Consider the following 24,301-nt stretch of genomic DNA (forward strand, 5'->3'; position numbering starts at 1 on the left):
TCCGGCGAGCTCGGCCGCGACGGTTGCGCAACCCCACGAAAGGCTGACGCCGGCACCGCCGTGGCCGTAGTTGTGAACGACCGTTACGCCTCCAGGACCCGGCTCTGCAGCCAGCCGAACCGCGGTCCGGGTCGGCCGGAGGCCGACTCGAACTTCCAGCACCTCTGGCTGCGCGCTCACCCCAAGCGGCTGCACCGCTTTCTCAACGGCCTAGACACACCTGCGTCGTACATTCGTCTGATGACGATCAGCAGCGTCCCCGTCGACGGTTTCCGGCTCGCCTACGACCGCACCGGAAGCGGCGGCCCTCCGGTCGTCGTGCTCCACGGCTGGCCGGGTGACCGCACCGACTTCGCGGACGTCGCCGCCCGGCTGGGCGCCGTCGCGGCCGACGTGATCGCCCCCGACCTACGCGGCTTCGGCGAGTCCGACAAGCACCTGGACGTCGACGTGTCCGCGTACGGCGCGGTGGGGCAGGCGCGCAGCGTGATCGGGCTGATGGACGAGCTCGGTGTCGAACGGGCGGTGCTGGCCGGCTACGACGTCGGCAGCCGCGTCGCGCAGGCCGTGGCGCGCGAGCACCCCGACCGGGTGACGGCCCTGGTTCTGACGCCTCCGCTGCCGGGCGTCGGCCGCCGCGTGCTCGACCCTGCCGTGCAGCGCGAGTTCTGGTATCAGCCCTTCCACCAGCTCGCGCTCGCCGAGGAGCTGATGGATGGCCGGGCAGATGCGGTGCGCGCCTACCTACGGCATTTCTGGACCCACTGGTCGGGCCCCAAGTTCGAGCCCTCCGCCGAGCGGCTGGACCACCTCACGCTGCGCTACGCGGCGCCGGGCGCGTTCACGGCGTCGATTGGCTGCTACCGCGCCGGCTCCACGACCGTCGCGCTCGCGCTGACCGAGCAGCCGCCGACCGACCCCATCACCGTGCCGACAACGGTGCTCTGGCCGGAGCACGACCCGCTCTTCCCGCGGGCGTGGGGCGATCGCATCGGCGAGTGGTTCTCGCGGGCGGACCTGCAGCCGGTGGACGGCATCGGTCACTTCTGCCCCGTGGAGGCGCCCGACGCCATGGCGGACGCGATCACCCACGCGCTGGCGTGAGCGTCCTGATCGGAGCCGCTGGGGCCGGGGTCGTCTGGCTGGCCACGACGGTCGCCCTGCTCCGCCGTGGCGTGGACGTCGCCTGCTTCGAGCGGACCGGCGCGCCGATGACGGAGCGCTCGGCCGGGTCGTGGCAGATCTTCCGGCTCGCGCACGGCACACCTGAGCTGGTGCAGGCCGCGCGTGGGCCGGCCACGACTGGCGTCCGCCGACGCGGGCACGCCGCTCGCGCACGCCAGCGGGTGTGTGGTGAGTGGGGCGGGCAACCCCGACTGGGCCGCGGCGATGACGGCGGCCCGGCGCGGCGGTCAAGGTCATCGGCGCGCTCGCCGGCGGTTCCGAACCGGCCTCCCCGCCTGCCCGCACTGCCGTTGAGCGGGTGCCTCTGGGCGCCACAGTTCAGTTAAGGAACCCGTCGAACGTCGGCTCGAAACTGAAGCGGGCCGGGCGGTCAGCGTCGGGCAGCGCCGACTCTGCACGCGCCGTCATGGGCCGCAACGGCGGCGCCAAGTCGACGTCCTTCACCCCGACCTGCGACGGACCACCCGTCACCACCTCCGACGGGCCCTCGGAGGTGGCCGCATGCGCTCCGCACCCCGCCGACGGCGGCGCCGCCCATGGCCGCGCCACATCGAATACCTCGTCGCCGGTGCCCTGCTCACGGTGGTCATCGTCGACACCGCGTACATCATCGGGACCGTCCTACACGCCCCCGGCCTGCTCTGATCAGAACAGCTTGGACAGCCACATGGATCCGGTGTCGAACGTCCTCAACGTCCTGTTGACCAATCTGCGGCGAAAGCTGCTGGCCCCCTTTGATAACAACCGTTCCCCAAGCCGGATACCTTATCGGTTGATCATCACTTAATGCGTTCGAAGCCACTCCTCGATCAACGCGGTGGCCAGCCAGTGCCCTTCGGTCGACGCCATCTGTTCCGCGGACACACCGCGCCCGCCTTCGGAACGACGTCGCGGGTCCGCGCCACGCGCGAGAAGGTAGGCCGTCACGTCGACACACAACGGCTCACCTGACTGCACATGGCCGTCGATCTCGACGTCGATGGCATGATGCAGCAACGTCAATCCGTGATGCTCTTCGTGGATATCGGCCCCATGGTCCAGGAGGTCACGCAACGCGGGGAGGTCCCCCATCTCCACAGCCAGATGCACCGGTGTCATATCGGTCATGACCTGTCAGTGCCCTTCCGTCACATACACCTTGACACCGGGAAACTCCCGGTCGAACTGAGCGATGATCGAAGCACAAGAGTCGCGTACGGGGTATCTCTGTGTGCAAGTTGATCTGCCTCTACCCGTATATCCACGAAGGCGGCCCCTGTGCCGCCCGAACGATCAGCGTCGCCTGATCAGAACAATGGCGGCGGCGGGCGCCAGTTTGGATGCCGCGCACCGGCAGCCGGGGATACGGGAACGGGTACCGGCTCTGCGCTGGGCGAAGTGCCCCCTCCGCCTCGGAGAGCGTGCGCTCCTCGCCGCGATGGACGTTGCCGTCACGCATCAGTCAGTAGCCAGCGGAAACGCCGAGTTCCGTCGTCCCACCACACGAGGTCGATCACCGGGCCGTCGGCCATGCCGGCCAACGTAGCGAACGACAGCCTGTCGGACAGCGGGGCGGTTCGACGATCGAGCACCCGACCCGAGCAGGCCGCCTGCATCAGCCGATCACACCCTCACCGACCCGTTCGCCCTCGAGCAGGTATTTCGGCAGGTAGTCGGACTCGACCGAGACCTGCACACCAAGATCAACGGCTAGGCAGCTGATGGCGAGCAGCGGCCACGCGACGAAGCCGTTGAGGTTGCGGCAGCGTTGCTCGGTGGCGGTCCAGTACCGCTTGTGCAGATCGAGCGCACGCGCCAACGACTCGTTGAACTGGGCGTCCTCCCGCACGCTCAACAAGAAGAACAGCTCGATCGCAGGGTAGTGCAGCCGAAGCACCGCCTCCTCGCCGGCGAATCGCAGCACACTCGGCTCGGTTGCGCGCATCGCGTGCAGCACCGCCTGGCCGAGCTCACCGTCCTGTCTCCAGTACGTCTGAAAGGCCTTCACCCACGCGTCGACGTAGTCGTCGTACTCGGCCCCGGAAGCGTTGAGCAACTCGGTCGGCACGGCGGCGAGCGCGTTGATCCGCCGACGGTCGCGGCAGATCATGGCCAGCCACATCGCTTTCAGCCATATCTCTGCGTTCGAGTGCAGCGTCGGGCCGGTGGCCACCGCGCGGACCGTCTGATCGCGGATGTCGAACTCGACCTCGCCGGCGTGACGCTCAGCGAGGGTGAAGATGGCCAAGGCGCTCTGCATGGCGACGATGACGCTGTGCCAGGTTTCGACCGCCGCTGCGTGCGGGTCGGCCACCGTGCGGTTCGTCGCCTCCGACAGCGCGTATTTCATCGTCGACTCGAGCGCGTCGATGCTGCTCGGCACCAGCTCGATGAAGTCTGGCAGGTACTTAACTGACCGATCGACGTCGGACTCGGCGGTCCGTGGATCGATGGAATGCCTGGCAACTGTAATCACTGACTGTCGCCCCCACTGCCTTCTGGGATGTTCACCAGGACTGTTCGTGCGCCGGAGTCACGCGGGAAGGCGGTTGAAAACCGGCTTAAGCGCATCGGGCAACCGGACTCGCCCCGAGTTGCCATCTACCCCTTCGAATCGGACCGGGTGGTAGGTGCGGTCCACCCACCAGAAGATTTCAGCGGTGCATGGATCGTCGGAGCTGTCGTGCATCGACTGTGCCATTGCGTGAAACGGCAGCAGGTGGTCAAGCACCTGACGCGACGTGACTTCGTGCAGAATCACCGCGCTGAATTGCGGTATCGCAACCAGCGCGCCGTGCGGAGCGTCGCCTGGGGTGAAGCGTTCCAGCGACAGCAGGGTCGCGTTGACGTACGGGTTGCCGTCGTGTGCGATCACGCGGGTGTCTACCCCGTTCGCGGCGGGGTAGTCGCGGATGTCGAGCTCGAGTAGCTCCTCGAAGATCGTCTGCCGGATGGCGAGATCGCTGATCTCGTCGTCGGTGACGTGCCACGACGCGGTCTGGGCGCGGCTGAGGTCCGTGACTTGCCGGTCGCGGTCGGCGATGATCGCGATGTCGAAGTTCCGGTCGTAGGGCAGAACCATGGCGTCTGCCGGGATGTCCTCGCGACGTGGTCGAAGCTGGACTCGCAAGTAGCTCGGACGAACGGTGTTCTCCTCGGGCTGCGCGGGCGCGGTCATGCGAGATGCTTCCGTGCTGACATCATGATCAGGGAGGATATCCGAGCGGCTCAGCGTCTGGTCAGCCTGCCTACCGCAGCGGCGCGCTTCGCCATCTGCTCGAACCTGGGTAGTTGCGAAGGTCCGTCTCGACGGCCGAGGTGCGCGACGTGCTGTTCAACTGCGTCGCAGTGGACCACTACGAACGGCTCGGTTCGTCCCCCCAGCAGTCGAGGTGGTCGGCACACTCACCACGTCAAGCGCTGTGGCAATCAAAGCTCGGCCGTCAGCTCGACATCGCCTACCGGGCGGGGCGCCAGCCGGTTCCTCGACCTGCCCCTGACTTGCACGACCCGTTCACCCGCGACGGTCGACCCGCCACCTGCTCAGCCGAACCGATCTCCCGATCGCGCAGGTCGCGGCCAGGGTGGGGTTCACCGAGCCGCTCTACTTCTCGCGGCGCTTCCGGGCACGTCTCGCCACTGGTGGATCTGAACCCGCGACTCCTTGACCCCCAGATGCGCGAACCCTCCCCTGACCTGCGGAAACACAAATTGCTCCAGGTCACGCGGCTAGTGGGCGCCGCAGCAAAAGTTGGGAACACGGACAAGAACGTCCTCTTGTGCGCTGACTGAGCCAGGACCAGCGGACTGTCCTGGCCGTCAGGGACTTTCGAGAAAGTGCGTTCTTCCGCGTGCCCGTCCGCGCTTCCTAGCCTGAGCCGCAGGCCATGGAGACCGGAACGAAACGGAGTCGCCGTGAGGATCGAGCTGTTCAGCGACATGATCTGCCCGTTCTGCTATATCGGGAAGCGCAACCTCGACGTGGCACTCGCGTCGTTTGCACACCGCGGCGAGGTGGAAATAGTCCACCGGAGTTTTCAGCTGGACCCGTCCGCCGCCCGGGTGGCCGGAGAGACGTTGCCCGAGCGCGAGATGCGGTTCCACGGCCTGCCGCGCTCCGCCGTCGATGCCCGGCTCGCGATGGTGGCCGAGATGGCGAAGAATGCCGGGCTGGACTACCGGCTCGACCGTGCGCTGCCTGTGCACACGGTCGACGCGCACCGGCTGATGCACTTCGCCGCGGTCACGAAGCGGGCCGGCGAGCTCGCGGAGAACTTGCTGCACGCCTGCGCCGTCGAGGGCCGGTCGATCGCCGACCACGACACTCTGGTCCAGCTGGCCGTCGACGCCGGTTTGGACGCGGACGGGGCGCGGGCGGTGCTGGACTCCGCCGCCTTCCACTCCGAGGTGGAGGCCGACCTGCGCCGAGCCGTCGAACTCGGCGTGTTCGGCGTTCCCGCCGGCGTGGTCGACGGCGAGTGGCAGCTTGACCTGATGACGGCCCCGTCCAGGATCCTTCGCGCGCTGGAAGTGGCTTGGCAGGAGGTGCACGCCTGAGCGTCGGATGCCGGCGATCGGGCGGTCGTCCGTGACGGTCAGACGCCGCGCGAGCCAACCTCGGCGTGGCGCTGCCGTGCGGCGACGATGTCGACGGTGTGCACCATGATCCAATCGAGCAGCGCCTGCAGCGGGTGGTTCAGTCCGGCGCCGAGCTCGGTAAGGGCGTAGGAGACCTGCGGCGGGTTGGTCGGGTGCACAGTGCGGGTCACCAGGCCGTCCTGCACCAGCGCGCGCAGGTTCTGCGCGAGCACCTTCTCGCTGATGCCGTCGACCCGGTCGCGCAGCTCGTAGAACCGCATCGGGCGCACGACCAGAGCCGAGAGGATCAGGACGCCCCAGCGGCTGGCGATACGCCCCAACACCGAGCGGCCCGGACAGTCCCGGTCGAACGCGTCACCGTCGGCGGCCATGCCATCGAGCTTACTGGAACACAGCGCCTTTCTTGAAGAAAGCGCCTTCGAATGCCCTGACCTGCAAGACCCGTTCAACCCCGACGGCCGCCCAGCCACCGGCAGAGCGACCATCATGCGTCCCCACGATCGGAGATCCACTCCATGCCCACTCGCACCCTGGGCGTCCTCATGGTGGTCAGGTCCGCCCGCCGAGGTCCTCGACATACGCCTTGGCCCGCTCGACCTCAGCCTCGATGTTCGCAGGCAGGGTGCGCCGCAAGATCGGCTCGATCAGCCACCGCACCACCGGGTTGAGCTGAACCGCCATCGTCCTGGTCACCAGGGTGTTCTCGCCGACAGGTTCGCAGGCGAAGCTCGCCCTGAACTGCATGAGGCAGTTCCACAGCTTGTTCTGCGGCCGTGCGAGGAGGCCGACATCGATTCGTTCGCCCGGCGCGAGGAACCCCTACGCCACGTACTTGCACCCGAGGAACTCCTCGATGCCGACGCGGCATCCCTCCCGGCCCAGTCCGGACTGCTTGACCCCGCCGAACGGCGGGCCTTCTGCGCCACTGCCTGCCCGGCATCGGCTACCACGGACTTCATTGAATCCACGGCCCCGCTGACCGGCCCGCAATTGCATACCCAGCCGTGCCCGCTCCCTACACCTGCTTCTCGACGATCGTTGGCCAAAGCACCAGCCAACACGTTGCGCTGTCGGCTGCTGCTTGCCTGCGCTCGGATCGCTCGTGGTCAGCGTCGGGTCCGTGTCCGGATCCAGCAGTCCTGGCCCTGGGCCACCTGGCCGAAAGCCGGCACGACTGGCTCACCCGAACCGGTGCCCCAGCACTACCTGCCAGATGTGATCGCTGCTGCACTGCGCGGCGACACCGGCACCGACGCCGCCTTCGTCCCGCCCAGCAAGCACGGCACCCAGGCGCCGCTGGACGGGGCGATCACCGCGGTCCGCCCCGGGCCGGTATCTGGACTCGACCTGATGCGTCTGTTCCCTTCCGATGATGACCGTGCCGTCGTCGTTGAGCTCGCCAGAGAGGATTGGCAGATCCTCACCTCGGCCTACGCTGCAGCTGCCGCCCCGGACGCGCGCAGCGCTGACAGCCTCTGGTGGAACTGGTGCCGGATGCCGGCCGGCATCAGCGTCCACACCGAGCGCCCCACCACCGTCGCGGTCATGCCCTCGGTCGTTCGCATGCTCTCCGAGTGGCTCGATCGCGATCTCAACGCCCAACCCGCAGGGGCAGGCGCACGGGCGGCCATGACCCGCGTCCTTAGTCGAGCCCCTCGTGAGATCCCCGGGGTCGAGGCGCCTGGCGCGGACTGGGTGTGAACACCAGACGTGCCCGCGTCGCAGGCGGCGTCCAGCGGTGGCTACCCAGCTCATTTCGAAAGTCGCAGAGCAGCGTTCGCTATCGATCGATTGCAGACAGTGTTCTGTGACGTTCGAAAGGTGGCGTGGGAGTCCGGGTCAGCTGCTGTCGGAGGTGGCGGTGGCAGTCCCTGGCCCGTCGTCGACGACCAGGACGGTGCCGGCGGCGCCGTCGATGGTGATGATCTGTCCGGTGCTGATGAGCTGGGTGGCGGCGCGGACGCAGATGACGGCGGGGATGCCGTACTCGCGGGCGACGGTGGGGCCATGAGCCATGGCGGCGCCGGTTTCGGTGACGAGCCCGGCAGCGGTGAGGAACAGCGGGGTCCAACCGGGGTCAGTGGTGGGCGCGACGAGGATCTCGCCGGGTTCGACGTGGGCGTCGGCCGGGTCGAGGATCACGCGTGCGGGACCGGTCGCAACGCCGGGAGCGGCGGCCATGCCGGTCAGTGCCCCCTCCGGTGCGGGGGCGGTGGGCGCTACGGCTTCGGGAATGGTGCCGTCGGAGAGCAACAGCCCGGGGATGGTGCGGCGGCGCAGCTCGCGCTTGTGATCGCGGCGGCGCGTCGCGACGTGGTCGCGCAGATCGGCGCCATCGGCTGCGCGGTGTGCTTCGCTGATGTCGAGAAACATGATGTCGTCGGGCCGGTCGAGCAGGCCGCGGTGGTGCAGGTCGGCGCCGGCGGCGAGGAGCTCGACGCGCATGCGGGCGAACGCGTGGAGCCAGGCGAACTTGGGTAGCTCACGCAGCCCGGCCAGTGCTCGGGAGCGGCGCAGCAGGAACCCGGCCAGGGCAGCGCGCACGGGCCGGGTCTCGCGGGCTCGCCGCACCAGGTCGTCGATCTTGGCGGCGGCGTCGGTAGCGGCATCAGCGAAGCGACGGTCCGGGGCCTGGTCGGGATCGGTGAGGCGCATGTAGCCGGCGAGGGCGGCGAAGACCGAGGTGGGATCTTCGGCCCAGCGCGGCACGCCGACGTCGATCTCTGCGGCGCTGCGGTGGCCGTAGCTGCGCAGAAACGCGGCCAGCCCGATCTCGGGCAGGTCACCGTCGAGGAACTGTCGGGCGAGGTCGGCGGGCGAGGTGTAGGCCAGCAGGTCGCGGTGCTGCCCGGCGCCGGCGGCGATCTGCCAAAGGTCGAGGTCCATGCGAGTGGTGACGTTGTAGGGCATCCCGCGCAGGGTCTCGTCAACCTCGCTGGGGGTGGCGATCCCGGCAAGCAGCCCGGTGGCGGCGGACTTGGCGATCAGCGCCCCATAGAGGGGCGGCAGCATCGCCATCATGCTGGTCAGCATCGCCCCGCCCTGCGCGTCCACCGCAGCCTGCAGGTGCTGGCGGGCTGATCGCGGGACCGATGACGTGGCCTGGGCGTGGCGGCGGATGGCAGCTGCGGCCTGCAGCGCTGTCCGCCGCGCTGCCGCGGGTGTGATGAGTGCGCGTACGACACCGGCCAGGATGGCGGGCGCGAGCCTCAGCGCTACACCGGCGGCGGTGCGTAGCCGGAACGGTAGGCGGGTGTTCGGGGCGAACCGCGGGTCGTCGAGGACCAGGTTCAGGGCGGCGACCACGCGGGGTCCGTAGATCCGCATGGCGGTTGGGAGCTGGCGGCGGTAGATGCTGCTGCGGACGAACGGGGTCAGGTCCAGATACATGCGGCCGGCCGCGTCGACGATCAGGCTGTCGTCCTGCCGGTCTGCGCCGATCTGGTGGGTGTCGATCCCGACGGACGCGAACCACTGGGCGGTCGCGATCCGCATCGCCGACATGCCCATCGGGGTGAACGGGCGGAGCATGCCCTGCATGTGGCCGGCTTCGAAGTAGACCCGCGGCTCGGGTCCGGCGGTGGCTGGTAGCGGGAACAGCGTGGTGATCGGTCGGGCTTGCAGCAGCCACAGGCCGCCCGCGCGGTCGAAGGCCCATTCGATGTCCTGGGGCGACCCGGCGGCGCGCGCGATCCGTTCACCGGCTGCGCGGAGCTGGTCGAGCTGCGTGGTATCGAGGCATCCCCCGCCTGCGGGTCGTCGGGTCGCGCTGATGACGTAGTGGGCGGCAGGCACGCTGCCATCGACCACGACGTCGCCGAGCCCGGCAACGGCGTCGACGACCATCTCCGTGCGGGTGCCGGTGATCGGGTTCGCGGTGAACAACACTCCGGCCGACTGGGGTTCGATCATGGCCTGCACCACGACCGCCATGTGGGCTTGGTCGTCGGCCAGACCGGCCGCAGCCCGGTAGGCGATCGCGCGGGGGCTCGACAGCGACGCCCAGCAGCGCCTCACCGCTTCGAGCAGTGCGTCGGTTCCCTCGACGTCGAGCACTGTCTCGTGCTGCCCGGCGAAGCTGGCCTGGGGGAGGTCTTCGGCGGTGGCGCTGGACCGCACCGCCACCGGGCCGGCCCCGAGCCGGTCGTAGGCGCGCAGGATCTCCTCGCGCAGCAGTGGCGAGATTGGGCTCGGGTGGGCAGCCGTAGTCTCGTGCGCGGTGGTGGTGATGCAGAACCCGGCCGGCACCTGCTCTCCGGCTGCGATCAGCCTGGCGAGGCCGGCGGCCTTGCCGCCGACCAGCTCGATCCCGTGCCCGCTCAGCTCGGCGAGATCGAGCACGGGCCCGGGCTGCGCGGATGTTCGGTGTGGGTGCGTGGCAGCCGGCTGGGCAGGGGTGTCGTGCATGGCGGCGCTCCGATCAGGGCAATCCAATAGGACGCCGACCAGACTTCCCGGCACACCAAGAACGGACGGTACTCCGCGCTGGGCCGGAGTCAACGCCGTCGGTTGCGCGGCCGATGCCGACCAGGACGATCCCGGGGACGCCGGCGCTGACGCCAGCGGACTTGACCCAGCGCAGGCTGATCTTGCTTACGGTTTCGCGATGGAGCTGCGCGGCGAACATCCCCGTGTCGGGCATGCTCGTGCGAGCCGTCTCGATACTCGCGAAGCGCGTTCTCACTGAGTAACGCTCCCAACGATGGGCGATCACCGAGCCGTTCCAGCAGCCACCAGCAGCCGCACCACGCGCAGCTCGGCGGGTGTCGGGGGGCTCGCCCATCCGGTCGCCGACCTGTGGCGGGCCCGCCCATCCTGGCCGACCGTGGGCAGGAACCTGCGCGAGGTCACGTGCTCCCACCACATCCACGAAAGCTCCCGGAAACGGTTCCACCCGCTCGTGGAAAGTGCTCATGAGGTGAGCACTTCACCCGCGATGCTGAATGGGTTCACGCGGCGAGATGCCGCCACCAGTCACAGGGAGTTGCAGTCATGGCGAGGGTTGTGTGGTTCGACATTCCGGTTGCCGACATGGACCGTGCCATCGCGTTCTACCGAGCGCTCACCGGGCAGGAGCTGACCCGTCTCCCGGTCGGGGAAGGCAAGGAGACCGCACTGTTTCCGACCGAGGACGGTGGCTCAGCCGGATGCCTGTTCGCCGCACCGGAGGACGAGCCCTCCCTCTTCGGGTCGCGCGTCTACTTCGACGCCGGCCCGAGGCTCGACGACTGGTTGTCCCGGGTGGGGCCCGCCGGCGGACGCATCCTGGTCGACAAGACACCGATCGGGAACAACGGCTACTACGCCTACATCGAAGACAGCGAAGGCAACCGGGTGGGCCTCAACGCGGCCACTTGAGATGCACAACCTTGCCCTGGCCCGACCTGAGGCTGCGAGCGAGCACGCCCACCGGTCCGGACACCGGTGGGGCGTGCTGGTCCCGGTAGGAGTCAGCCGCGCTCGCCTCACGCCACCGCGTCGATGAGTCGACCGAGCCGCTCGAGGTGCGGCCCGCGCTCGCCGGGCGGGTCCCAGAAGATCTCCGTGACACCGAGGCGTTCCAGCCGCGGGACGGCCTCGGTCACCTGGTCGACGGTGCCGGCGGGGGACGGCCCGTCCGGGTCGGGCGCATCGGCGAAGCCGCCGTTCACCCGCAACACGACGCGCTGCTCCGCCGGATCGCGGCCGGCCTCCTCGGAGGCCGTCCGGAACGCCGCCACCGCACCCTCGAGCGCCTCCCAGCCGAAGAAGATCGGGTTCAGGCCGAGGCCATGGCGTGCAGCCCTGGCGATACCGCCGGGTGAGACGGCGCCCGCGAGGACCGGCACACCGGCCGGGTTCGCCGGCTTCGGACCGACGTAGGACTCGGGGACGGAGTAGAACTCGCCGGAGTACGACACGGGGTCCGGACCCCACACCGCGCGCATCGCCTCGACCAGCTCGCTGAACCGGGCACCGCGGCCCGCCATCGGCACGCCGGCCGTGTCGAACTCCTGCTGCATCCAGCCTTGTCCGAGCCCGAGCACCGCCCGTCCGCCGCTGAGCTGGTCGACGGTCGCGACGCTGCGGGCCAACGCCACCGGGTTGTGCAGCGGCGCGACGAGCACGCTCGTGCCGAGCGAGATGGTGGTCGTGCGCGCAGCGACGAACGCCAGCACCTCCAGCGGCGAGTACACCGATCGGTATGCCTCGGGCAGCTCCATCTCGTAGCCGCTGTTCATGACCTTCGCGGTCGGAGCCAGCAGCCGCTCGAAGGTCCAGACCGAATGGGCGCCGACCCGCTCGGCCGCCTCAGCAACGGACGCGATCTCAGCGGGCCCGGCACCAGCACCTGTGGTGGGGAGCGTGATTCCGAATCTCATACGCCAGAAGCTACCCACTGTCACCCCTACCCGAATGCGCACCGACCGAAGCCTCCCGATACGTGACATGGCGCAGCGTGGTGGTCGACCCGCACACCAGGTCAGCGCTGAAGATCGGCGACGACCACGTCCGCGATGTGATCCACGCGTTCAACGAGCGGGGTTCGACGCGCTGGACCCAAAACCGAGTGAGGGACGCCGGAAGCGGATCGGTGAGCAACTCCGTGCCCGGATGGGCACCATCGCCCGGACGACCCCCGCTGAATGAGGTATCACCGCGTTCCCAACCGGGTCGCTGGCCAAACTGCGCGAGCGTGGCGCGAGCTCCTTGTCCAGGAGTCAAGGTGTCACAGTGGGCCATCCGGGACACCAGCCAATCTCTCGCCCATCGGCTCTCACCGCAGCCGTGCCGCGGGTCAGTCGCCGGCGTCGCGCCAGCGCAATCTGAGGTGTTGCGCTGATTCGGCGTCCAACACCCAGAGCTCAGCCCGTCCCCGAGACGACGGGTCCGAGATGACGGGCGACGCGACGATCACCTAGTGCCGGGAACCGGGATCTTGTGGACATCGGCCTCTCCTGGGCGCCGGACATTGCCGCTGGCTTTCGACCGGTTGGCAGTGGCCATGCCGACAGTGTGATGGACCGAATGCTCCCGCAACGCCGCATGGACCAACCCGGCGAACGTGTGTGGCCACCGTGCTATCCGGCGCGCTGCGGGTCCGGGAGGATCGTCGTCGGGTCGAGTGGCCACGTGCTCGCGCTGAGGCTGATCCGGTCCCAGTACGGGAACCCGCCCCCGTCCGGGACCGGCTCCCGGACGAAGCATCGGTGCAGCAGCAGCTCCCTGCGCTGGTCGAGGGTGCCCTCCTCGATCTCGCCCGGCGCGGGAACGTGCTGATCGTCGATGTATTGCTTCGCGTTCCAGTTCAGATGGAAGCCGTCGTCGTCGCAGTAGAAGAGGTCGAGCACGGCGCGCCATTGTGAGTTCGAGCCCCAGTCGTAGGACAGATCCCAACACCTGCGGATACCGCGTGTGTAGGTGAAGAACAACGTCGACGTCGTGGCCACCACGGCGTCGACCAGCTGCGCCGGGGCCCGAACGTGCACACCCGCCCGGCTGAACAGCAGGTCACCCGAAGAAGAACCCGGGCCAGAGCACATCCTGCAGCACGACCGCGTCGAGCGGGTCATCCGTCGTCACCGCGAAGATCTCGTGGTGGAACAGCGAGAACGCCGATTCGTGGGTGAACGGGTGGAGTCCCACCTGTGAAGAACCATTCGTGGGACGCGAGTTCCGCACGATCCACGTCACGTCCACCGGTCTGGCCGAGTCCAGAGGATCCGCAGGGCACCCGCGCGCGATGAGGAGGTCGCTGACTCGGCTCAAGGCATACAGCGCGTACAGGGACTCGACCAGCTGCCTCTCGGTCTCCCCGGTCACGCGGTTGGCTTTGGAGGGCTCCACCAGCACCGTTTGTAGGTCAGTGCTGACACCTCCCGGACCAGGAGGGCACCCTAGTGTTGGTGGGAGTTGACACCACCCTGGCGGGCGCGCAAGCGGAGCGAGTCCGAGCAGGTTGAGCGGAGGTGGGCGTATGTCGGCGACGAAGCTCCTGGTACTCGGAATCGTGCACCTCTCCGGCGGCGCGCATGGCTACCAAGTGCGGTCCGAACTGCAGAGCTGGGGTGCGGAGATTTGGGCCAAGATCAAGCCCGGCTCGATTTATCACGCGCTGAAAAAGGCGGCGGCTGATGGCCTCCTCACCGAACACGCCGAGCCGGGCAACTCCGGGCCGGAGCGCGTTTTGTACCGCGCGACAGCTCGGGGACGTGACGAGATAGTCGAGCTGGTCCGCGACGGTCTGCGGCGCACCCATGACCCCACCATGCTCGACGCGGCCATCGCCATGTTGCCCATGCTGACCAGGACAGATGCCATCGCGCACGTTAACGAGCGGGTCGCGCGCCTGGAAGCGGAGCTCGTAGAGCAGGCCAAGGGGTGGGAGAACCGGAACCCCGACATTCCCGAACACGTCCGCGATCAGGCCGAACTGTGGGCGGGACACACACGCACCGAACTGGAGTGGGCGAAGAACCTGAGCAAACGACTGTCTGAGGGCGCCTACACCATGGCCGATGATCCGGGTTCGTGGCGAACGGTCCACGATCCCCTCAAGATGCGCTTCTAATCAACCTTGACTAGACATTCCTCCCCGTGTACTCTCTGCCAAGTAGTCAAGTTTGACTAGCTCGACCATCCGTTTGCACCACCGAGAGAAGGACTCGAACCATGGGAAAGCTCGCGATCGAGACGAGAGGGTTGAAGAAGAGCTTCGGCAAGACCCACGCGGTCGCCGGTGTGGATCTGGCCGTGAGCGCCGGTGGCGTGTACGGCGTGCTCGGCCCGAACGGGGCGGGCAAGACCACCACGATCCGCATGCTCGCCACGCTCCTGCGCCCCGACGCCGGAGAGGCGCAAGTGCTCGGCTACGACGTCGTGCGTGATGCGCGTTCGGTACGGACCCGGGTGAGCCTCACCGGGCAGTTCGCGTCGATCGATGAGGACCTCACCGGGGTGGAGAACCTGTTGCTGCTCGCCAGGCTGCTCGGCTACTCACGCCGCCGAGGCAGGGAGCGGGCGACCGACCTGCTCGACGCGTTCGGCCTTGCCGAGGCGGCCGACCGGCAGGTGAAGAAGTACTCCGGCGGGATGCGCAGGCGCATCGACATCGCAGCGAGCCTGGTCGTCACCCCCGAACTGATCTTCCTCGACGAGCCCACGACCGGGCTCGACCCGCGCAGCAGGAACCAGGTGTGGGAGATCGTCAGGGGTTTGGTCGCCGAAGGCACGACCGTGTTGTTGACCACGCAGTACCTCGACGAGGCCGACCAGCTGGCCGACCGCATCGCGGTGATCGACCACGGGAAGGTCATCGCCGAGGGCTCCAGCGGCCAACTCAAGGCATCGGTCGGCGCCGGCTCGCTGCACGTACGCCTCCGTAATCCCGAGCAGCGGGCCGAGGCCGAGCGGGTCCTCGCCGCCGCTCTCGACGTGCCGGCCGAGCCGTCCGCCGACCCGGCCGCGCTGTCCGCGCGGATCTCCGACCCCGAGCGGGTCGCCCGCGCCCTGGCCGAGCTATCCCGCGGCGGCATCGACGTCACCGAGTTCGCGCTCGGTCAGCCGAGCCTGGACGAGGTGTTCCTCACCCTGACCGGACACCCGTCCGAGGAGACACCCAAGGAGGATGCCGCATGAATGCCACGTCCACAGAGCAGGCGTCGCCGCCGGTCACCGAGGACGCGCTGCGCCGTGTGCTCTTGGCCGGTGAGCGCCCGCCCCGACCCGGCCCGGTGAGCACCTCATTGACATTCGGCTGGCGCGCCCTCCTGAAGATCAAACACGTCCCAGAGCAACTCGTCGACGTGACCATGTTCCCGATCATGTTCACGCTGATGTTCACCTACCTGTTCGGTGGCGCGCTCGCCGGGTCGACGCAGGAATACCTGCAGTTCCTATTGCCGGGCATCCTGGTGCAGGCGAACGTCATGATCACCATGAACACAGGCATCACGCTGAACACCGACATTCAGAAAGGCGTTTTCGACAGGTTCAGATCGCTCCCGGTGTGGCGACCGTCCCCGCTGGTCGGCGCCCTGCTCGGCGATCTGGTGCGCTACTCGACCGGGTCGGCGATCGTCATCATGCTCGGCCTGGTCCTAGGATTCCGGCCGGAGGGTGGCGCCGTCGGCGTGGTGCTGTCGGTCGCGCTGCTGCTGGCGTTCTCGTTCTGCCTGTCGTGGCTGTGGACGATGCTCAGCCTGATCCTGCGCACGCCGAACTCGGTGGCAGGAGTCAGCATGATGGTGATGTTCCCACTGACGTTCGTGAGCAACATCTTCGTGGACCCGAAGACGATGCCCGGGTGGATGCAGGCGATCATCGAGGTCAACCCGATCACCCACCTCGCGACCATGGTACGCGGCCTGATGCACGGCTCGGTGCCCGCCGGGGAAATCGGCTTTGTGCTCGTCTCGTCCGTACTTCTCGTCGCGGTCTTCGGTCCCATCACCATGGTCCTCTACCGCAACAAGAAGTAGATCCCGCTACCGCGAGCTTGGTCGACATCAACTCCGACAACCCGACCCACTCGGCCAACGCCATCACCGGTACCAGGCCCGGACACGACAAGGAGAGACGCATGAGCACCATCCCCAAGAACAACTCGGAAACCGTTGCGCACACGCCCGGGCGGGCGAGCAGCATCGGGGTCTGGATTCTGCAAGTCGTGCTGGCGGCGATAATCGGCGGCGGCGGAATCTCGAAGCTCGCCGGCGACCCGGTCATGGTGGACATGTTCGCCGACATCGGGGCTGGCCAGTGGCTCCGGTACCTGGTCGGAGCGCTGGAGGTCGCGGGAGGGGTTGGACTTCTGATCCCGGCTCTGGCGGGCCTGGCCAGTCTCGGGTTGGCGGCATTGCTGACCGGTGCTGTCATCACCGATCAGTTCGTGCTCGAGCAGAGCCCTTGGCTGCCGCTCGCCTTTCTCGTCGTGGCGGCCGTGATCGCAAGGGCGCGGTGGTCGCGCACCGAGGCCGTCGTCGGCACGCTGCTCAGGCGCTGAGACAAACCTCTCGAACGGAGATGTGAGATGAACGAGATGGCCTTTCGCGTGACATCAAACGATGGCACCACCATCGCCTACGACCGGAAGGGAAGCGGCCCGGCTGTCGTCCTGGTAGGCGGCGGACTGGACGACGGAGCCGAGAACGCTCCCTTGGTACCTGCTCTCGCCGAGCACTTCACGGTTTACAACTATGCCCGTCGGGGACGCGGCGCGAGCGGCTTCACCGAGCCCTACGCCGTGGAAAGGGAGATCGAGGACCTGGATGCGTTGATCGCGGAGGCGGGCGGCTCGGCACACCTGTTCGGGGCGTCCTCTGGTGGCGCGCTGGCGCTGGAAGCCGCCGCGGCCGGGTCAGCCATCGACACGATCGCCGTGTGGGAGGTGCCCTACGCGGTCGGGGACGACATACGCCCGCGATTCGAGGAGTACATCGCGGACACCCGACGCGCCTTCGACGCCGGGCGAGACGAGGAGGTTCTCGAACTGTTCATGCGCCTGTCCGGCGCTTCCGACGACAACATCGCGGCCAGGAAAGCGGCAGGCAAGCAGACGTCGCATTGGGCGGATTCGGTCGCCCTCGCGCCCACGCTGGTCCACGACAGCGTCTTCCACAACCGCTACCAATTGCCGACCGATCGACTGGCAACGGTCACCCAACCGGTCCTGGTCACCACCGGAGGACCGATCACGGTCCCCTACATGGCAGGCCTGCCCTCGGACTTCTTCGACCGCGCAGCCGACGAGCTCGCAGACCTACTACCCCACGCTCAACGGGAGACCCTCGACGGGCCGGATCACGTCGTCGACCCACAGACCATCGGCCCACTGTTGCTACGGTTCTTCAGCAGCGAACGCTGAGGGGCCCGCGAGGTGGTGCGGGAAGACCGATTAGGCACCGCGCAAGCAGATCTTCGTCGCGCCAGGGACACGGGGCGGACAGGTGGTGTCGAGGTTGATGTCGTCGGCGGCATCACAGGCCTGATGCTGGGCGTGCTCGTCACCACGCAAGGCCGGGCCGTCGTACTGACCTGGGCTTCAGTGGGACTCGACCTGGCCTACTCGCGGCTCATCGGCTCCGTCGTCGGTCGTACCCCGCACTCCGGGCCGCCTCAGTACCGCCCACCGAACCCCTGCGCAGCACATGACCAGGCACCTCGGCAGGGCCGGTGATTCCGGGCTGTGGTCGCATGTGGTCACCGTTCCCGGGCGGTGGCCCGGTGCCGAAGGTCGTGCCCACGTGCTCACGTCAGGAGTGCCACCGATGACGCAGCCGCGTTCCCGGGTCGACCTGTACGCGGCGATCCGACGGGAAGCCCGATCTGGGATGTCCAACCGCGCGCTGCAGTGCAAGCACGGCGTCGGCTTCCGAACCGTGACAGCGGCGCTGGAATCTGTATGGCCGAAGGAGAGAAAGCAACCGCCCAAACGCGGCTCACGGCTTGACGCGTGCCGAGTGGTGATCGACGACTGGCTGCGCTCGGACCTCGACGCGCCGCGGAAGCAGCGACACACGGCGAAGCGGATCTTCGATCGACTGCTTGACGAACATGACGGGGCCGGGCTGGTGTCGTACTGGATGGTCCGCGAGTACGTCGCCACCCGACGCCGTGAGATTCGCGTCGAGGTCGGACGGGAACCTGCCAACGCGTACATCCCGCAAGAGCACCTCCCGGGCCGCGAGGCCGAGGTTGACTTCGGCGACGTCGCCATCCGCCTGCGCGGCGAGCTCGTAACCTGCGCGCTGTTCAGCCTTCGGCCCTCCTACTCGGGCAAGGCCGTGCACAGGGTCAGTGCCTCGGCTGGGCAGGAAGCCTTCTTCGAGGGTCACGTCCACGCCTTCAACGTGCTCGGCGGGGTGCCGACCGGGAAGATCCGCTACGACAACCTCAAGGCCGCCGTCGCGAGCGTGATCGGGTTCTCTCGCCAGCGGGTCGAGGCCGACAGGTGGACCGCCGTCCGTTCCCACTACGGCATCGAAGCCTTCTATTGCCAGCCCGGAATCCAAGGTGCGCACGAGAAGGGCGGCGTCGAGGGGCAGATCGGCTGGTTCCGACGCAACCACCTCGTCCCTATCCCCGAGGTCGACTTCCTCGCCGAGCTCAACGCTATGGTCGACGCCTGGGACGAAGCCGACGATGCCCGGCGGATCGGGTCCCGCGCCCGCACGGTCGGGGAACACTTCGCCACCGAGCAGCCACTCCTCGCGCCCCTTCCGACCGAGCCGTTCGAGACCGGCCGCTACTCGGTGGTGTGTCGCCACCGGTCCAGCTGGAAGCAGACATCAGCGTCGACCTCGACCACGACCGCTGGTTCCGTCTGCGTGTAAAGCACGGGCTCAGGCGGGAGCTGCCCGAACTTGCTCGATGAGATCTGTTCAGGCCACGGGTGCGCCCCATGCGGCGGCCGCAGCAGTGCGCCGATCTCGCGTCGCGCAGGCAAGGTCAGCGGCGTTGTTCGGCCCGCGACACGGAGTCGGCCGTGCTCGTCGAGGCGGCCGAGGACCAGTGCGTCCGGGGCATGAAGCGGGCCGATCACACCGCCGACGACGGCCTCCGCCGTGGTCCGTGTGCGGACCTTCGCCCAATGCGACCGGCCTGGCCGATAGGCGCGGTTGCGGTCCTTTATTACTACGCCTTCGATGCCGGCATCGGCGTGCTCACGCATCCAGGCCTCAGTACCAGCGAGCTCGCGAGTTGCCGGCATGAGCGCCAGCGGTGCGGCCGCGTCTTCGAGCAGTTGACGCAGGAGCTTGCGCCGCTTCCGGTACGGCTCGCCACGCAGGTCAACGCCCTCCACGGCGAGCACATCGAACACGACGAAGGTTGCCGCCGGCAGCTGACCGCGCCGAGCTGCGTGCGAGGCGGCGGGGTGGATCCGCCGCTGCAGGGCGGCGAAGTCGAGCCGACCATCGCGCCACACCACCAGCTCACCGTCCAAAACGATCCCGCCAGGCACCTGAGCGTGCAGCGCCTCGACGATCTCCGGGAAGTAGCGGGTGAGCGGCTTCTGCTGGCGCGACTGCAGCTGAACGACACGGTTCAGCCGCCGGAACGCGACACACCGGCAAGTTGGCTGAACTTGCCCCGCGGCACGTACGGGTCAGGCCCTGGGCCGGTAGGTGAGCAGTACGTTGCCGCTCTCGAAGGGCCGCACGGCGACCAGCTGCATCTCGACGCGGCCTGCGGTGGGGAAGACGCGCAGCCCGCCGCCGAGGATGGTGGGGCTGATCATCAGCCGCAGCTCGTCGACCAATCCGGCTCGAAGCAGCGCCCCGACCGCGGTGGAGCTGCCGAGCACCATGGCCGCGGTGTTGGCGTTGTCCTTCCAGGCACTCAGCTCGTCGATCGACATGAGCGGTACCGGAAGGCCGTCCCACGTGGTCGCGGTGGCGGACGTGGACAGCACGATCTTGCCCAGCTTGTTCATGCGGGCGGCGATCTGGGGATCGAACTCGGCGCCCTGCGGGCCGGTCCAGTACCGCTCGATCCCGTCGAAGGTGGTGCGACCCATCACCAGTGTGTCCACCTCGTCGAGCTGGTCCTTCGACAAGTCGGCGAACTCGGGCCCGAACGTCTGCCACTCGGCGCTGCGCTGCTCGTCGGTGTGGTAACCGTCCGCGCTGATGACCATGAACGCGATGAGTTTCGTCATGGGGACAGCCTCACCGCGCGACGGCGCCCCGACCAGCGCATCCTCTGCAACGTGGCTGTGCGCGATCTGCAACGGGCATGATCTGCCCGGTGAGTACCCCGAACGGGTTGGAGCTCCACCACCTGCGAGCGTTCGTCGCGGTCGCACGCCAGCGGCACTTCGGCCGTGCTGCAGAGCAACTGCACGTCTCCGCGTCGACCCTGTCGCGCAGCGTGTCGGCGTTGGAGCGGATGCTCGGCTGCGTGCTGCTGCGGCGCACCCCACCGCGGGTCGTGCTCACCATGGCCGGTGAGGCCTTGCTGGCAGCAGCGCCGGCCGCGCTCGACGCCGTCGACGACGCGGTGGCGGCCACCCGCTCCGTCGGTGGCGAGCTCGCCGCCCGGATCGCCCGCCTGGGCGCGCCGTTCGAATCGCTGACCTGCGCCGACGTCGAACCGCTCCGGGTCGCCGCCGAGCGGCACTACGCGCTGCTGCCAATCCCGGATGAGGTCACCTTCCGTCCGGTGATCGCGCACGGAGTGCCGGGCCTGATGGCCGAGCCGGAACGACCGGCGCCCGGAACACTGCTGCTGCTGCACGGGGGCGCCTACGTCAACGGCTCGGCCTACGGGTTCCGCTCGCTGGCCGGCGCGCTGGCCACCGCGACCGGCCGATCGGTGCTCACACCGGACTATCGGCTCGCTCCCGAGCACCCGTTCCCGGCAGCTGTCGACGACGCGCACGCCGCGCACGCGTGGGCTACGGGCCACGGTCCGGTCGTCCTGGTCGGGGAGACCACCGGTGCCGGTCTTGCGCTCTCGCTGCTGCACCGGCTGCGTGCTCGCGGCGAACCGCTGCCGATCGGGGCGGTGCTCGCCACTCCGTGGATCGACCCGAGCCTCGCCGCGGACCTGCCTGCCCGTCCAGCACCCAGCGGCACCCCGCACGGCGTCGCGCTGGGTGTGTCCCGGTACCTCGACGGGGTACCGGTCGACGACGCCCGCATCGATCCCTTCCACGACGACCTGCACGGCACCCCGCCACTGCTCGTCCAGATCGCCGGCCTGGAACTGCGCACCGCCGAAGGCGAACGACTGGCCGCCCGCGCCCGCGCGCACGCAGTACCCGTCACCGTCGAGACCTACCCCGTGGCCGCCCCCTCGTTCCACCTCTACTGGTCGTTCCTGCCCGAGGCAGCCGAAGCACTCCAAGGAATCGCACACTTCACGGACAACCTGATCAACAAACTCGGCTCAACCGACCAGACACAAGCCATGGCCGAGTTCAGTTAAGGAACCCGTCGAACTTCGGCTCGAAACTGAAGCGGGCCACGCGGTCAGCGTCGGGCAGCGCCGGCTCTGCACGCGCCGTCATGGGCCGCAACGGCGGCTCCAAGTCGACGAGAGCAGTGTCCTTCACACCGCAACGCTAAGCAGGTCACAGAGCGCTGACCTACGACGGACCGCCCGTCACCATCTCTGACGGGCCTTCGGAGGTGGCCGCATGCGCTCCGCGCCCCGCCGTCGACGGCGCCGTCCATGGTCCCGCCACGTCGAGTATCTCGTCGCCGGCGCACTGCTCACGGTGGTCCTCGTCGACACCGCGTACATCATCGGGACCGTACATAGCGCAGATGCGGGCGTACCCGATCTTGAGCGTCACCGGCACAGCGTGCCGGTCAACCCCCGTCATCGGAACTGTTCACCGACCACCCTTAGGGCACTCTCCGAACTGTTGTTCACGGTGGCGGGCCGGCGGGCGTGCCGGTGGGTTCCTCAGCTGGGGCGGCGGTGGCGCGGTCGTAGAGCTGGCCCACGCGCGTGAGGTCCGTCCGGTGCAGCTGCCCGTGCGGGGTCGAGACGACGACACCGACCCAGCAGACGCGAGGCTCGGACGCCGCGACCTCGAGGGCTACCGGGTGCTGGCACTCGAACAGGTCCGGACGCCGACCGGGGAGGTCGGCGAGCGGCAGGCCGGCGTCGGGCCGGCCGCGCTGCCACAGGACCTGCGCCCCTACCGACGCCCACGCGTTCACGGCGCCTAGCTCGACCCGGTCGACGTCCCGGCCAGGAGGTGCGGCGAGCACGGCGACCAAGGCGTCCGCCAGGGGCTGACCGCTCACAGCAGCGTGGGTCATGAAACTGGCCACCCGCTCGGCGGCGGCAGCGGCCTCGGCGGCGTCCTCGAGCAGCCACCGGGCCCCGGCGAACCCCTGCCTGGGCCACAGCACCTCGATCGCGACATCCCGGCGACCCGCAGCCACCGCTCGCGCCACCAGATCCGGCGCCCCACGCGCGTCCTTCCCGTCGGCCACCAGAGCGACCTCCCACGCACTGTCCGCGGCCACCTGCAGCACCGGCTGACCGGACACGCGCACCTCGGCGTCCACGCTCAGCCACCAGCCGCCGTCAACCACGTCGCCATGCTCGCACAGCCGGCCTGAAGGGCCGCCCGGTAGATGACCAGCCGCGGGGTGACGCGTACGCGTCCACACCGCACACGATGGTCAACCTCGGCGGCGCCGGCCCCGTCGGATACCAGACGGACATCTTCCCCGGCCGCCACGAGGCCGGCGAGCCGATCGGGTGCTCGACCGCAGCCAGGACCACGCCATCGTCGCCGCGATCGGCGTCACCGTCATCGAGAAAATCACCGTCGTCCTCCAGCCCGCACCTGGGCCGGCCGGCGGCGGCCCGGGTATCGGGGTGACCACCAGTCGCCCCGCGAGCGTCGAGCACACGAGCCAGGGCAGGAGACGTCAGAGCTCTCTGCCAGGGCGCTCGGAGCGGGCCCAGCGAGGCCCGCCCCGAGCGCGCGGTCAGCTCGCTGCAACGCCCTGAGACAGGACACGCTCCAGGTTGGCAAGCTCGTTCTCCCGGCCCTGCACGAGCCGGCCGGTCCACACGTCGTCGTGCAGCGGCTCCACCTCCATCACGACCTCGGTGCCCTTGGTGGTGGCGGTCAGGGTGACGACGGTGAGGAACTCGTAGGGCTCGTGATCGGGGACGAAGTCGACGAGGGAGGTGTAGGCCAACCGGCCGGTCGGGGTGACCTCGGTGAAGGTCTTGCGGGAGACGGTTGCGAGCGGCATCCCGGCGGATTCCATGAAGGCGATCTGCTCGGCGCCGGTGGCAGTCATCGTGTAGACGAGCTCGCCGCCGGGGCGCAGGTCGAGTTCCTCGACGGTGACGGCGAAGCCGTCCGGTGCCCACCAGGTCTGGATGCCGTCGGGGGTGGTCCACTGCCGCCAGACGTGCTCAGGCGTGGCAGGCACGGTGCGGCGCAGGGTGGTCGTGGTCATAGCGGTGCTCCTCGGGGGTTGTCGGATCATGTGCAGGACGGATGGCCCGCTGCGGGGGTCGCAGCGCAGACCGGTGGGACGGAAGCCGTGCCGGGTGTAGACCCGGCGCGCCCGGTGGTTGGCCTCGAGGACCGTCAGTTCAGTGCGCGATCCGCACCGACCTCGGCCACCACGGCCGCGTGCAGTGCGGCGCCGATCCCGCGGCGTTCTGGCTGGTTGTGGTGCTGGTGGAAGCCTGCTGCGACGGGGGGTGAGATCCATCGGCCAGGTGGCGGAGATCCGGCGCGGGGCTGGCAGACCTGCCGGCGCCATGACCGCCGAGTCGCATCCGACGAAACCTGCCCTTGCGAGTGCGGGGGACGTAGGGGCGCCGGACCTCGACCAGCCGGTTGGGTCGGGTGGCTGCGAGGGCGATGCCTTGCACGTCGTCGCCGTCCTCGGCGAGTTGCCGTTCGGGGTCGGCTGAACACCCTGTCGGGCTCGAAGTTCAGTTGAGGAACCCGTCGAACTTCGGCTCGAAACTGAAGCGCGCCGCGCGGTCAGCGAGCCTGTCATTTTTCCCGTGTAAGCCACGGGTGGACTGATTGTTAACGTATCACAGGGGGAGTCGTCCGGGGAAG

27 protein-coding genes and 1 pseudogene are annotated in these 24,301 nt (G+C 68.6%); 12 read left to right on the forward strand and 16 right to left on the reverse strand.

Features of this window, described 5'->3' with window-relative positions; genetic code table 11:
* Window positions 1-240: 240 nt before the first annotated feature.
* Complete coding sequence (locus tag LL648_RS34240; protein ID WP_232666966.1) at window positions 241-1,104, forward strand: alpha/beta fold hydrolase; 864 nt, start codon at window positions 241-243, stop codon at window positions 1,102-1,104.
* 582 nt (window positions 1,105-1,686) lie between these two features.
* Entirely contained in the window at window positions 1,687-1,830 is a 144-nt protein-coding gene (locus LL648_RS34245) for a hypothetical protein (RefSeq protein WP_232666967.1), read from the forward strand.
* Window positions 1,831-1,968: 138 nt separating this feature from the next.
* Here the strand turns inward: LL648_RS34245 and LL648_RS34250 are convergent, their stop codons facing one another.
* The 3 genes from LL648_RS34250 to LL648_RS34260 form a co-directional block, all read right to left on the reverse strand.
* A complete protein-coding gene (locus tag LL648_RS34250; RefSeq protein ID WP_232666968.1) occupies window positions 1,969-2,292 on the reverse strand; it encodes an ankyrin repeat domain-containing protein in 324 nt (107 codons plus the stop codon).
* A gap of 487 nt (window positions 2,293-2,779) precedes the next feature.
* Window positions 2,780-3,547, reverse strand: coding sequence for an immunity 49 family protein (locus tag LL648_RS34255; RefSeq protein ID WP_232666969.1), 768 nt, complete (start codon window positions 3,545-3,547; stop codon window positions 2,780-2,782).
* A 150-nt stretch (window positions 3,548-3,697) separates the two neighbouring features.
* Entirely contained in the window at window positions 3,698-4,342 is a 645-nt protein-coding gene (locus tag LL648_RS34260; RefSeq protein ID WP_232666970.1) for a hypothetical protein, read from the reverse strand.
* A gap of 737 nt (window positions 4,343-5,079) precedes the next feature.
* Here LL648_RS34260 and LL648_RS34265 point away from each other — a divergent pair.
* The gene (locus tag LL648_RS34265) at window positions 5,080-5,721 is read left to right on the forward strand and encodes a DsbA family oxidoreductase (protein ID WP_232666971.1); all 642 of its coding nucleotides are present in this window, start codon (window positions 5,080-5,082) and stop codon (window positions 5,719-5,721) included.
* Window positions 5,722-5,759: 38 nt separating this feature from the next.
* Here LL648_RS34265 and LL648_RS34270 read toward each other — a convergent pair whose 3' ends face one another.
* From LL648_RS34270 to LL648_RS34280, 3 genes and pseudogenes are all read right to left on the reverse strand, one after another.
* Entirely contained in the window at window positions 5,760-6,134 is a 375-nt protein-coding gene (locus LL648_RS34270) for a winged helix-turn-helix transcriptional regulator (protein WP_232666972.1), read from the reverse strand.
* Window positions 6,135-6,312: 178 nt separating this feature from the next.
* The gene (locus tag LL648_RS34275) at window positions 6,313-6,507 is read right to left on the reverse strand and encodes an SRPBCC family protein (RefSeq protein ID WP_374112147.1); all 195 of its coding nucleotides are present in this window, start codon (window positions 6,505-6,507) and stop codon (window positions 6,313-6,315) included.
* Window positions 6,508-6,582: 75 nt separating this feature from the next.
* A pseudogene (locus LL648_RS34280) lies at window positions 6,583-6,672 on the reverse strand (aldehyde dehydrogenase family protein); the annotation flags it as partial.
* Window positions 6,673-6,978: 306 nt separating this feature from the next.
* Between LL648_RS34280 and LL648_RS34285 the strand changes: the two are divergent.
* A complete protein-coding gene (locus LL648_RS34285; protein ID WP_232666974.1) occupies window positions 6,979-7,464 on the forward strand; it encodes a hypothetical protein in 486 nt (161 codons plus the stop codon).
* A 138-nt stretch (window positions 7,465-7,602) separates the two neighbouring features.
* On the opposite strand, the gene LL648_RS34290 is transcribed toward LL648_RS34285, so the two are convergent.
* Complete coding sequence (locus tag LL648_RS34290) at window positions 7,603-10,170, reverse strand: PEP/pyruvate-binding domain-containing protein (protein WP_232666975.1); 2,568 nt, start codon at window positions 10,168-10,170, stop codon at window positions 7,603-7,605.
* Window positions 10,171-10,755: 585 nt separating this feature from the next.
* Here LL648_RS34290 and LL648_RS34295 point away from each other — a divergent pair.
* Window positions 10,756-11,121, forward strand: a complete 366-nt coding sequence (locus tag LL648_RS34295; protein ID WP_255687127.1) for a VOC family protein — start codon at window positions 10,756-10,758, stop codon at window positions 11,119-11,121.
* A gap of 107 nt (window positions 11,122-11,228) precedes the next feature.
* Here LL648_RS34295 and LL648_RS34300 read toward each other — a convergent pair whose 3' ends face one another.
* The 3 genes from LL648_RS34300 to LL648_RS44555 form a co-directional block, all read right to left on the reverse strand.
* A complete protein-coding gene (locus LL648_RS34300; protein ID WP_232666977.1) occupies window positions 11,229-12,125 on the reverse strand; it encodes a TIGR03619 family F420-dependent LLM class oxidoreductase in 897 nt (298 codons plus the stop codon).
* Between the two features lie 699 nt (window positions 12,126-12,824).
* A complete protein-coding gene (locus tag LL648_RS34305; protein ID WP_232666978.1) occupies window positions 12,825-13,232 on the reverse strand; it encodes a hypothetical protein in 408 nt (135 codons plus the stop codon).
* Window positions 13,233-13,254: 22 nt separating this feature from the next.
* A complete protein-coding gene (locus tag LL648_RS44555; protein ID WP_255687128.1) occupies window positions 13,255-13,389 on the reverse strand; it encodes a hypothetical protein in 135 nt (44 codons plus the stop codon).
* Between the two features lie 331 nt (window positions 13,390-13,720).
* Between LL648_RS44555 and LL648_RS34310 the strand changes: the two genes are divergently transcribed.
* From LL648_RS34310 to istA, 6 genes are all read left to right on the forward strand, one after another.
* The gene (locus LL648_RS34310) at window positions 13,721-14,314 is read left to right on the forward strand and encodes a PadR family transcriptional regulator (protein ID WP_232666979.1); all 594 of its coding nucleotides are present in this window, start codon (window positions 13,721-13,723) and stop codon (window positions 14,312-14,314) included.
* 101 nt (window positions 14,315-14,415) lie between these two features.
* Window positions 14,416-15,381, forward strand: a complete 966-nt coding sequence (locus LL648_RS34315; protein WP_232666980.1) for an ATP-binding cassette domain-containing protein — start codon at window positions 14,416-14,418, stop codon at window positions 15,379-15,381.
* Window positions 15,378-16,223: an ABC transporter permease gene (locus LL648_RS34320; RefSeq protein ID WP_232666981.1), complete on the forward strand. Its 846-nt coding sequence runs from the start codon at window positions 15,378-15,380 to the stop codon at window positions 16,221-16,223. Before LL648_RS34315 ends, LL648_RS34320 begins: the two co-directional genes overlap by 4 nt.
* A 101-nt stretch (window positions 16,224-16,324) precedes the next feature.
* A complete protein-coding gene (locus tag LL648_RS34325; protein ID WP_142099959.1) occupies window positions 16,325-16,747 on the forward strand; it encodes a DoxX family protein in 423 nt (140 codons plus the stop codon).
* A 27-nt stretch (window positions 16,748-16,774) separates the two neighbouring features.
* Window positions 16,775-17,608 carry an alpha/beta fold hydrolase gene (locus LL648_RS34330; protein ID WP_232666982.1) on the forward strand — a complete coding sequence of 278 codons (834 nt, stop codon included), beginning with the start codon at window positions 16,775-16,777 and terminating at the stop codon, window positions 17,606-17,608.
* A gap of 403 nt (window positions 17,609-18,011) precedes the next feature.
* A complete protein-coding gene (istA, locus tag LL648_RS34335) occupies window positions 18,012-19,076 on the forward strand; it encodes an IS21 family transposase (RefSeq protein WP_232666983.1) in 1,065 nt (354 codons plus the stop codon).
* Here the strand turns inward: istA and LL648_RS34340 are convergent.
* Together LL648_RS34340 and LL648_RS34345 are read right to left on the reverse strand one after the other, a co-directional pair.
* The gene (locus LL648_RS34340; protein WP_255687148.1) at window positions 18,989-19,792 is read right to left on the reverse strand and encodes an ATP-dependent DNA ligase; all 804 of its coding nucleotides are present in this window, start codon (window positions 19,790-19,792) and stop codon (window positions 18,989-18,991) included. The genes istA and LL648_RS34340 overlap by 88 nt on opposite strands.
* Window positions 19,793-19,849: 57 nt before the next feature.
* Window positions 19,850-20,401: a dihydrofolate reductase family protein gene (locus LL648_RS34345; protein WP_232666984.1), complete on the reverse strand. Its 552-nt coding sequence runs from the start codon at window positions 20,399-20,401 to the stop codon at window positions 19,850-19,852.
* Window positions 20,402-20,490: 89 nt separating this feature from the next.
* Between LL648_RS34345 and LL648_RS44560 the strand changes: the two genes are divergently transcribed.
* Window positions 20,491-21,672, forward strand: a complete 1,182-nt coding sequence (locus LL648_RS44560; protein WP_308190432.1) for an alpha/beta hydrolase fold domain-containing protein — start codon at window positions 20,491-20,493, stop codon at window positions 21,670-21,672.
* Here the strand turns inward: LL648_RS44560 and LL648_RS44565 are convergent.
* The 4 genes from LL648_RS44565 to LL648_RS34370 form a co-directional block, all read right to left on the reverse strand.
* A complete protein-coding gene (locus LL648_RS44565) occupies window positions 21,665-21,799 on the reverse strand; it encodes a hypothetical protein (protein WP_255687133.1) in 135 nt (44 codons plus the stop codon). The genes LL648_RS44560 and LL648_RS44565 overlap by 8 nt on opposite strands.
* A gap of 33 nt (window positions 21,800-21,832) precedes the next feature.
* Window positions 21,833-22,042 carry a hypothetical protein gene (locus tag LL648_RS34360; RefSeq protein WP_232666985.1) on the reverse strand — a complete coding sequence of 70 codons (210 nt, stop codon included), beginning with the start codon at window positions 22,040-22,042 and terminating at the stop codon, window positions 21,833-21,835.
* 76 nt (window positions 22,043-22,118) lie between these two features.
* Complete coding sequence (locus LL648_RS34365; RefSeq protein ID WP_232666986.1) at window positions 22,119-22,796, reverse strand: hypothetical protein; 678 nt, start codon at window positions 22,794-22,796, stop codon at window positions 22,119-22,121.
* 402 nt (window positions 22,797-23,198) lie between these two features.
* A complete protein-coding gene (locus tag LL648_RS34370) occupies window positions 23,199-23,681 on the reverse strand; it encodes an SRPBCC domain-containing protein (protein WP_232666987.1) in 483 nt (160 codons plus the stop codon).
* Window positions 23,682-24,301 lie beyond the last annotated feature (620 nt).

This window comes from Pseudonocardia sp. TRM90224 (genome assembly GCF_021245725.1).
In the GTDB taxonomy this organism is placed as follows: Bacteria; Actinomycetota; Actinomycetes; order Mycobacteriales; family Pseudonocardiaceae; genus Pseudonocardia.

Excerpts from the sequence above, each read along its gene's own strand:
- LL648_RS34270 (WP_232666972.1), bottom strand. The coding sequence starts at position 6,134 with ATGGCCGCCGACGGTGACGCGTTCGACCGGGACTGTCCGGGCCGCTCG.
- LL648_RS34260 (WP_232666970.1), bottom strand. The coding sequence starts at position 4,342 with ATGACCGCGCCCGCGCAGCCCGAGGAGAACACCGTTCGTCCGAGCTAC.
- LL648_RS34240 (WP_232666966.1), top strand. The coding sequence starts at position 241 with ATGACGATCAGCAGCGTCCCCGTCGACGGTTTCCGGCTCGCCTACGAC.
- LL648_RS34290 (WP_232666975.1), bottom strand. The coding sequence starts at position 10,170 with ATGCACGACACCCCTGCCCAGCCGGCTGCCACGCACCCACACCGAACA.
- LL648_RS34250 (WP_232666968.1), bottom strand. The coding sequence starts at position 2,292 with ATGACCGATATGACACCGGTGCATCTGGCTGTGGAGATGGGGGACCTC.
- LL648_RS34310 (WP_232666979.1), top strand. The coding sequence starts at position 13,721 with ATGTCGGCGACGAAGCTCCTGGTACTCGGAATCGTGCACCTCTCCGGC.
- LL648_RS34295 (WP_255687127.1), top strand. The coding sequence starts at position 10,756 with ATGGCGAGGGTTGTGTGGTTCGACATTCCGGTTGCCGACATGGACCGT.
- istA (WP_232666983.1), top strand. The coding sequence starts at position 18,012 with ATGACGCAGCCGCGTTCCCGGGTCGACCTGTACGCGGCGATCCGACGG.
- LL648_RS34330 (WP_232666982.1), top strand. The coding sequence starts at position 16,775 with ATGAACGAGATGGCCTTTCGCGTGACATCAAACGATGGCACCACCATC.
- LL648_RS34275 (WP_374112147.1), bottom strand. The coding sequence starts at position 6,507 with ATGCAGTTCAGGGCGAGCTTCGCCTGCGAACCTGTCGGCGAGAACACC.
- LL648_RS34320 (WP_232666981.1), top strand. The coding sequence starts at position 15,378 with ATGAATGCCACGTCCACAGAGCAGGCGTCGCCGCCGGTCACCGAGGAC.
- LL648_RS34300 (WP_232666977.1), bottom strand. The coding sequence starts at position 12,125 with ATGAGATTCGGAATCACGCTCCCCACCACAGGTGCTGGTGCCGGGCCC.
- LL648_RS34325 (WP_142099959.1), top strand. The coding sequence starts at position 16,325 with ATGAGCACCATCCCCAAGAACAACTCGGAAACCGTTGCGCACACGCCC.
- LL648_RS34370 (WP_232666987.1), bottom strand. The coding sequence starts at position 23,681 with ATGACCACGACCACCCTGCGCCGCACCGTGCCTGCCACGCCTGAGCAC.
- LL648_RS34345 (WP_232666984.1), bottom strand. The coding sequence starts at position 20,401 with ATGACGAAACTCATCGCGTTCATGGTCATCAGCGCGGACGGTTACCAC.
- LL648_RS34245 (WP_232666967.1), top strand. The coding sequence starts at position 1,687 with ATGCGCTCCGCACCCCGCCGACGGCGGCGCCGCCCATGGCCGCGCCAC.
- LL648_RS34315 (WP_232666980.1), top strand. The coding sequence starts at position 14,416 with ATGGGAAAGCTCGCGATCGAGACGAGAGGGTTGAAGAAGAGCTTCGGC.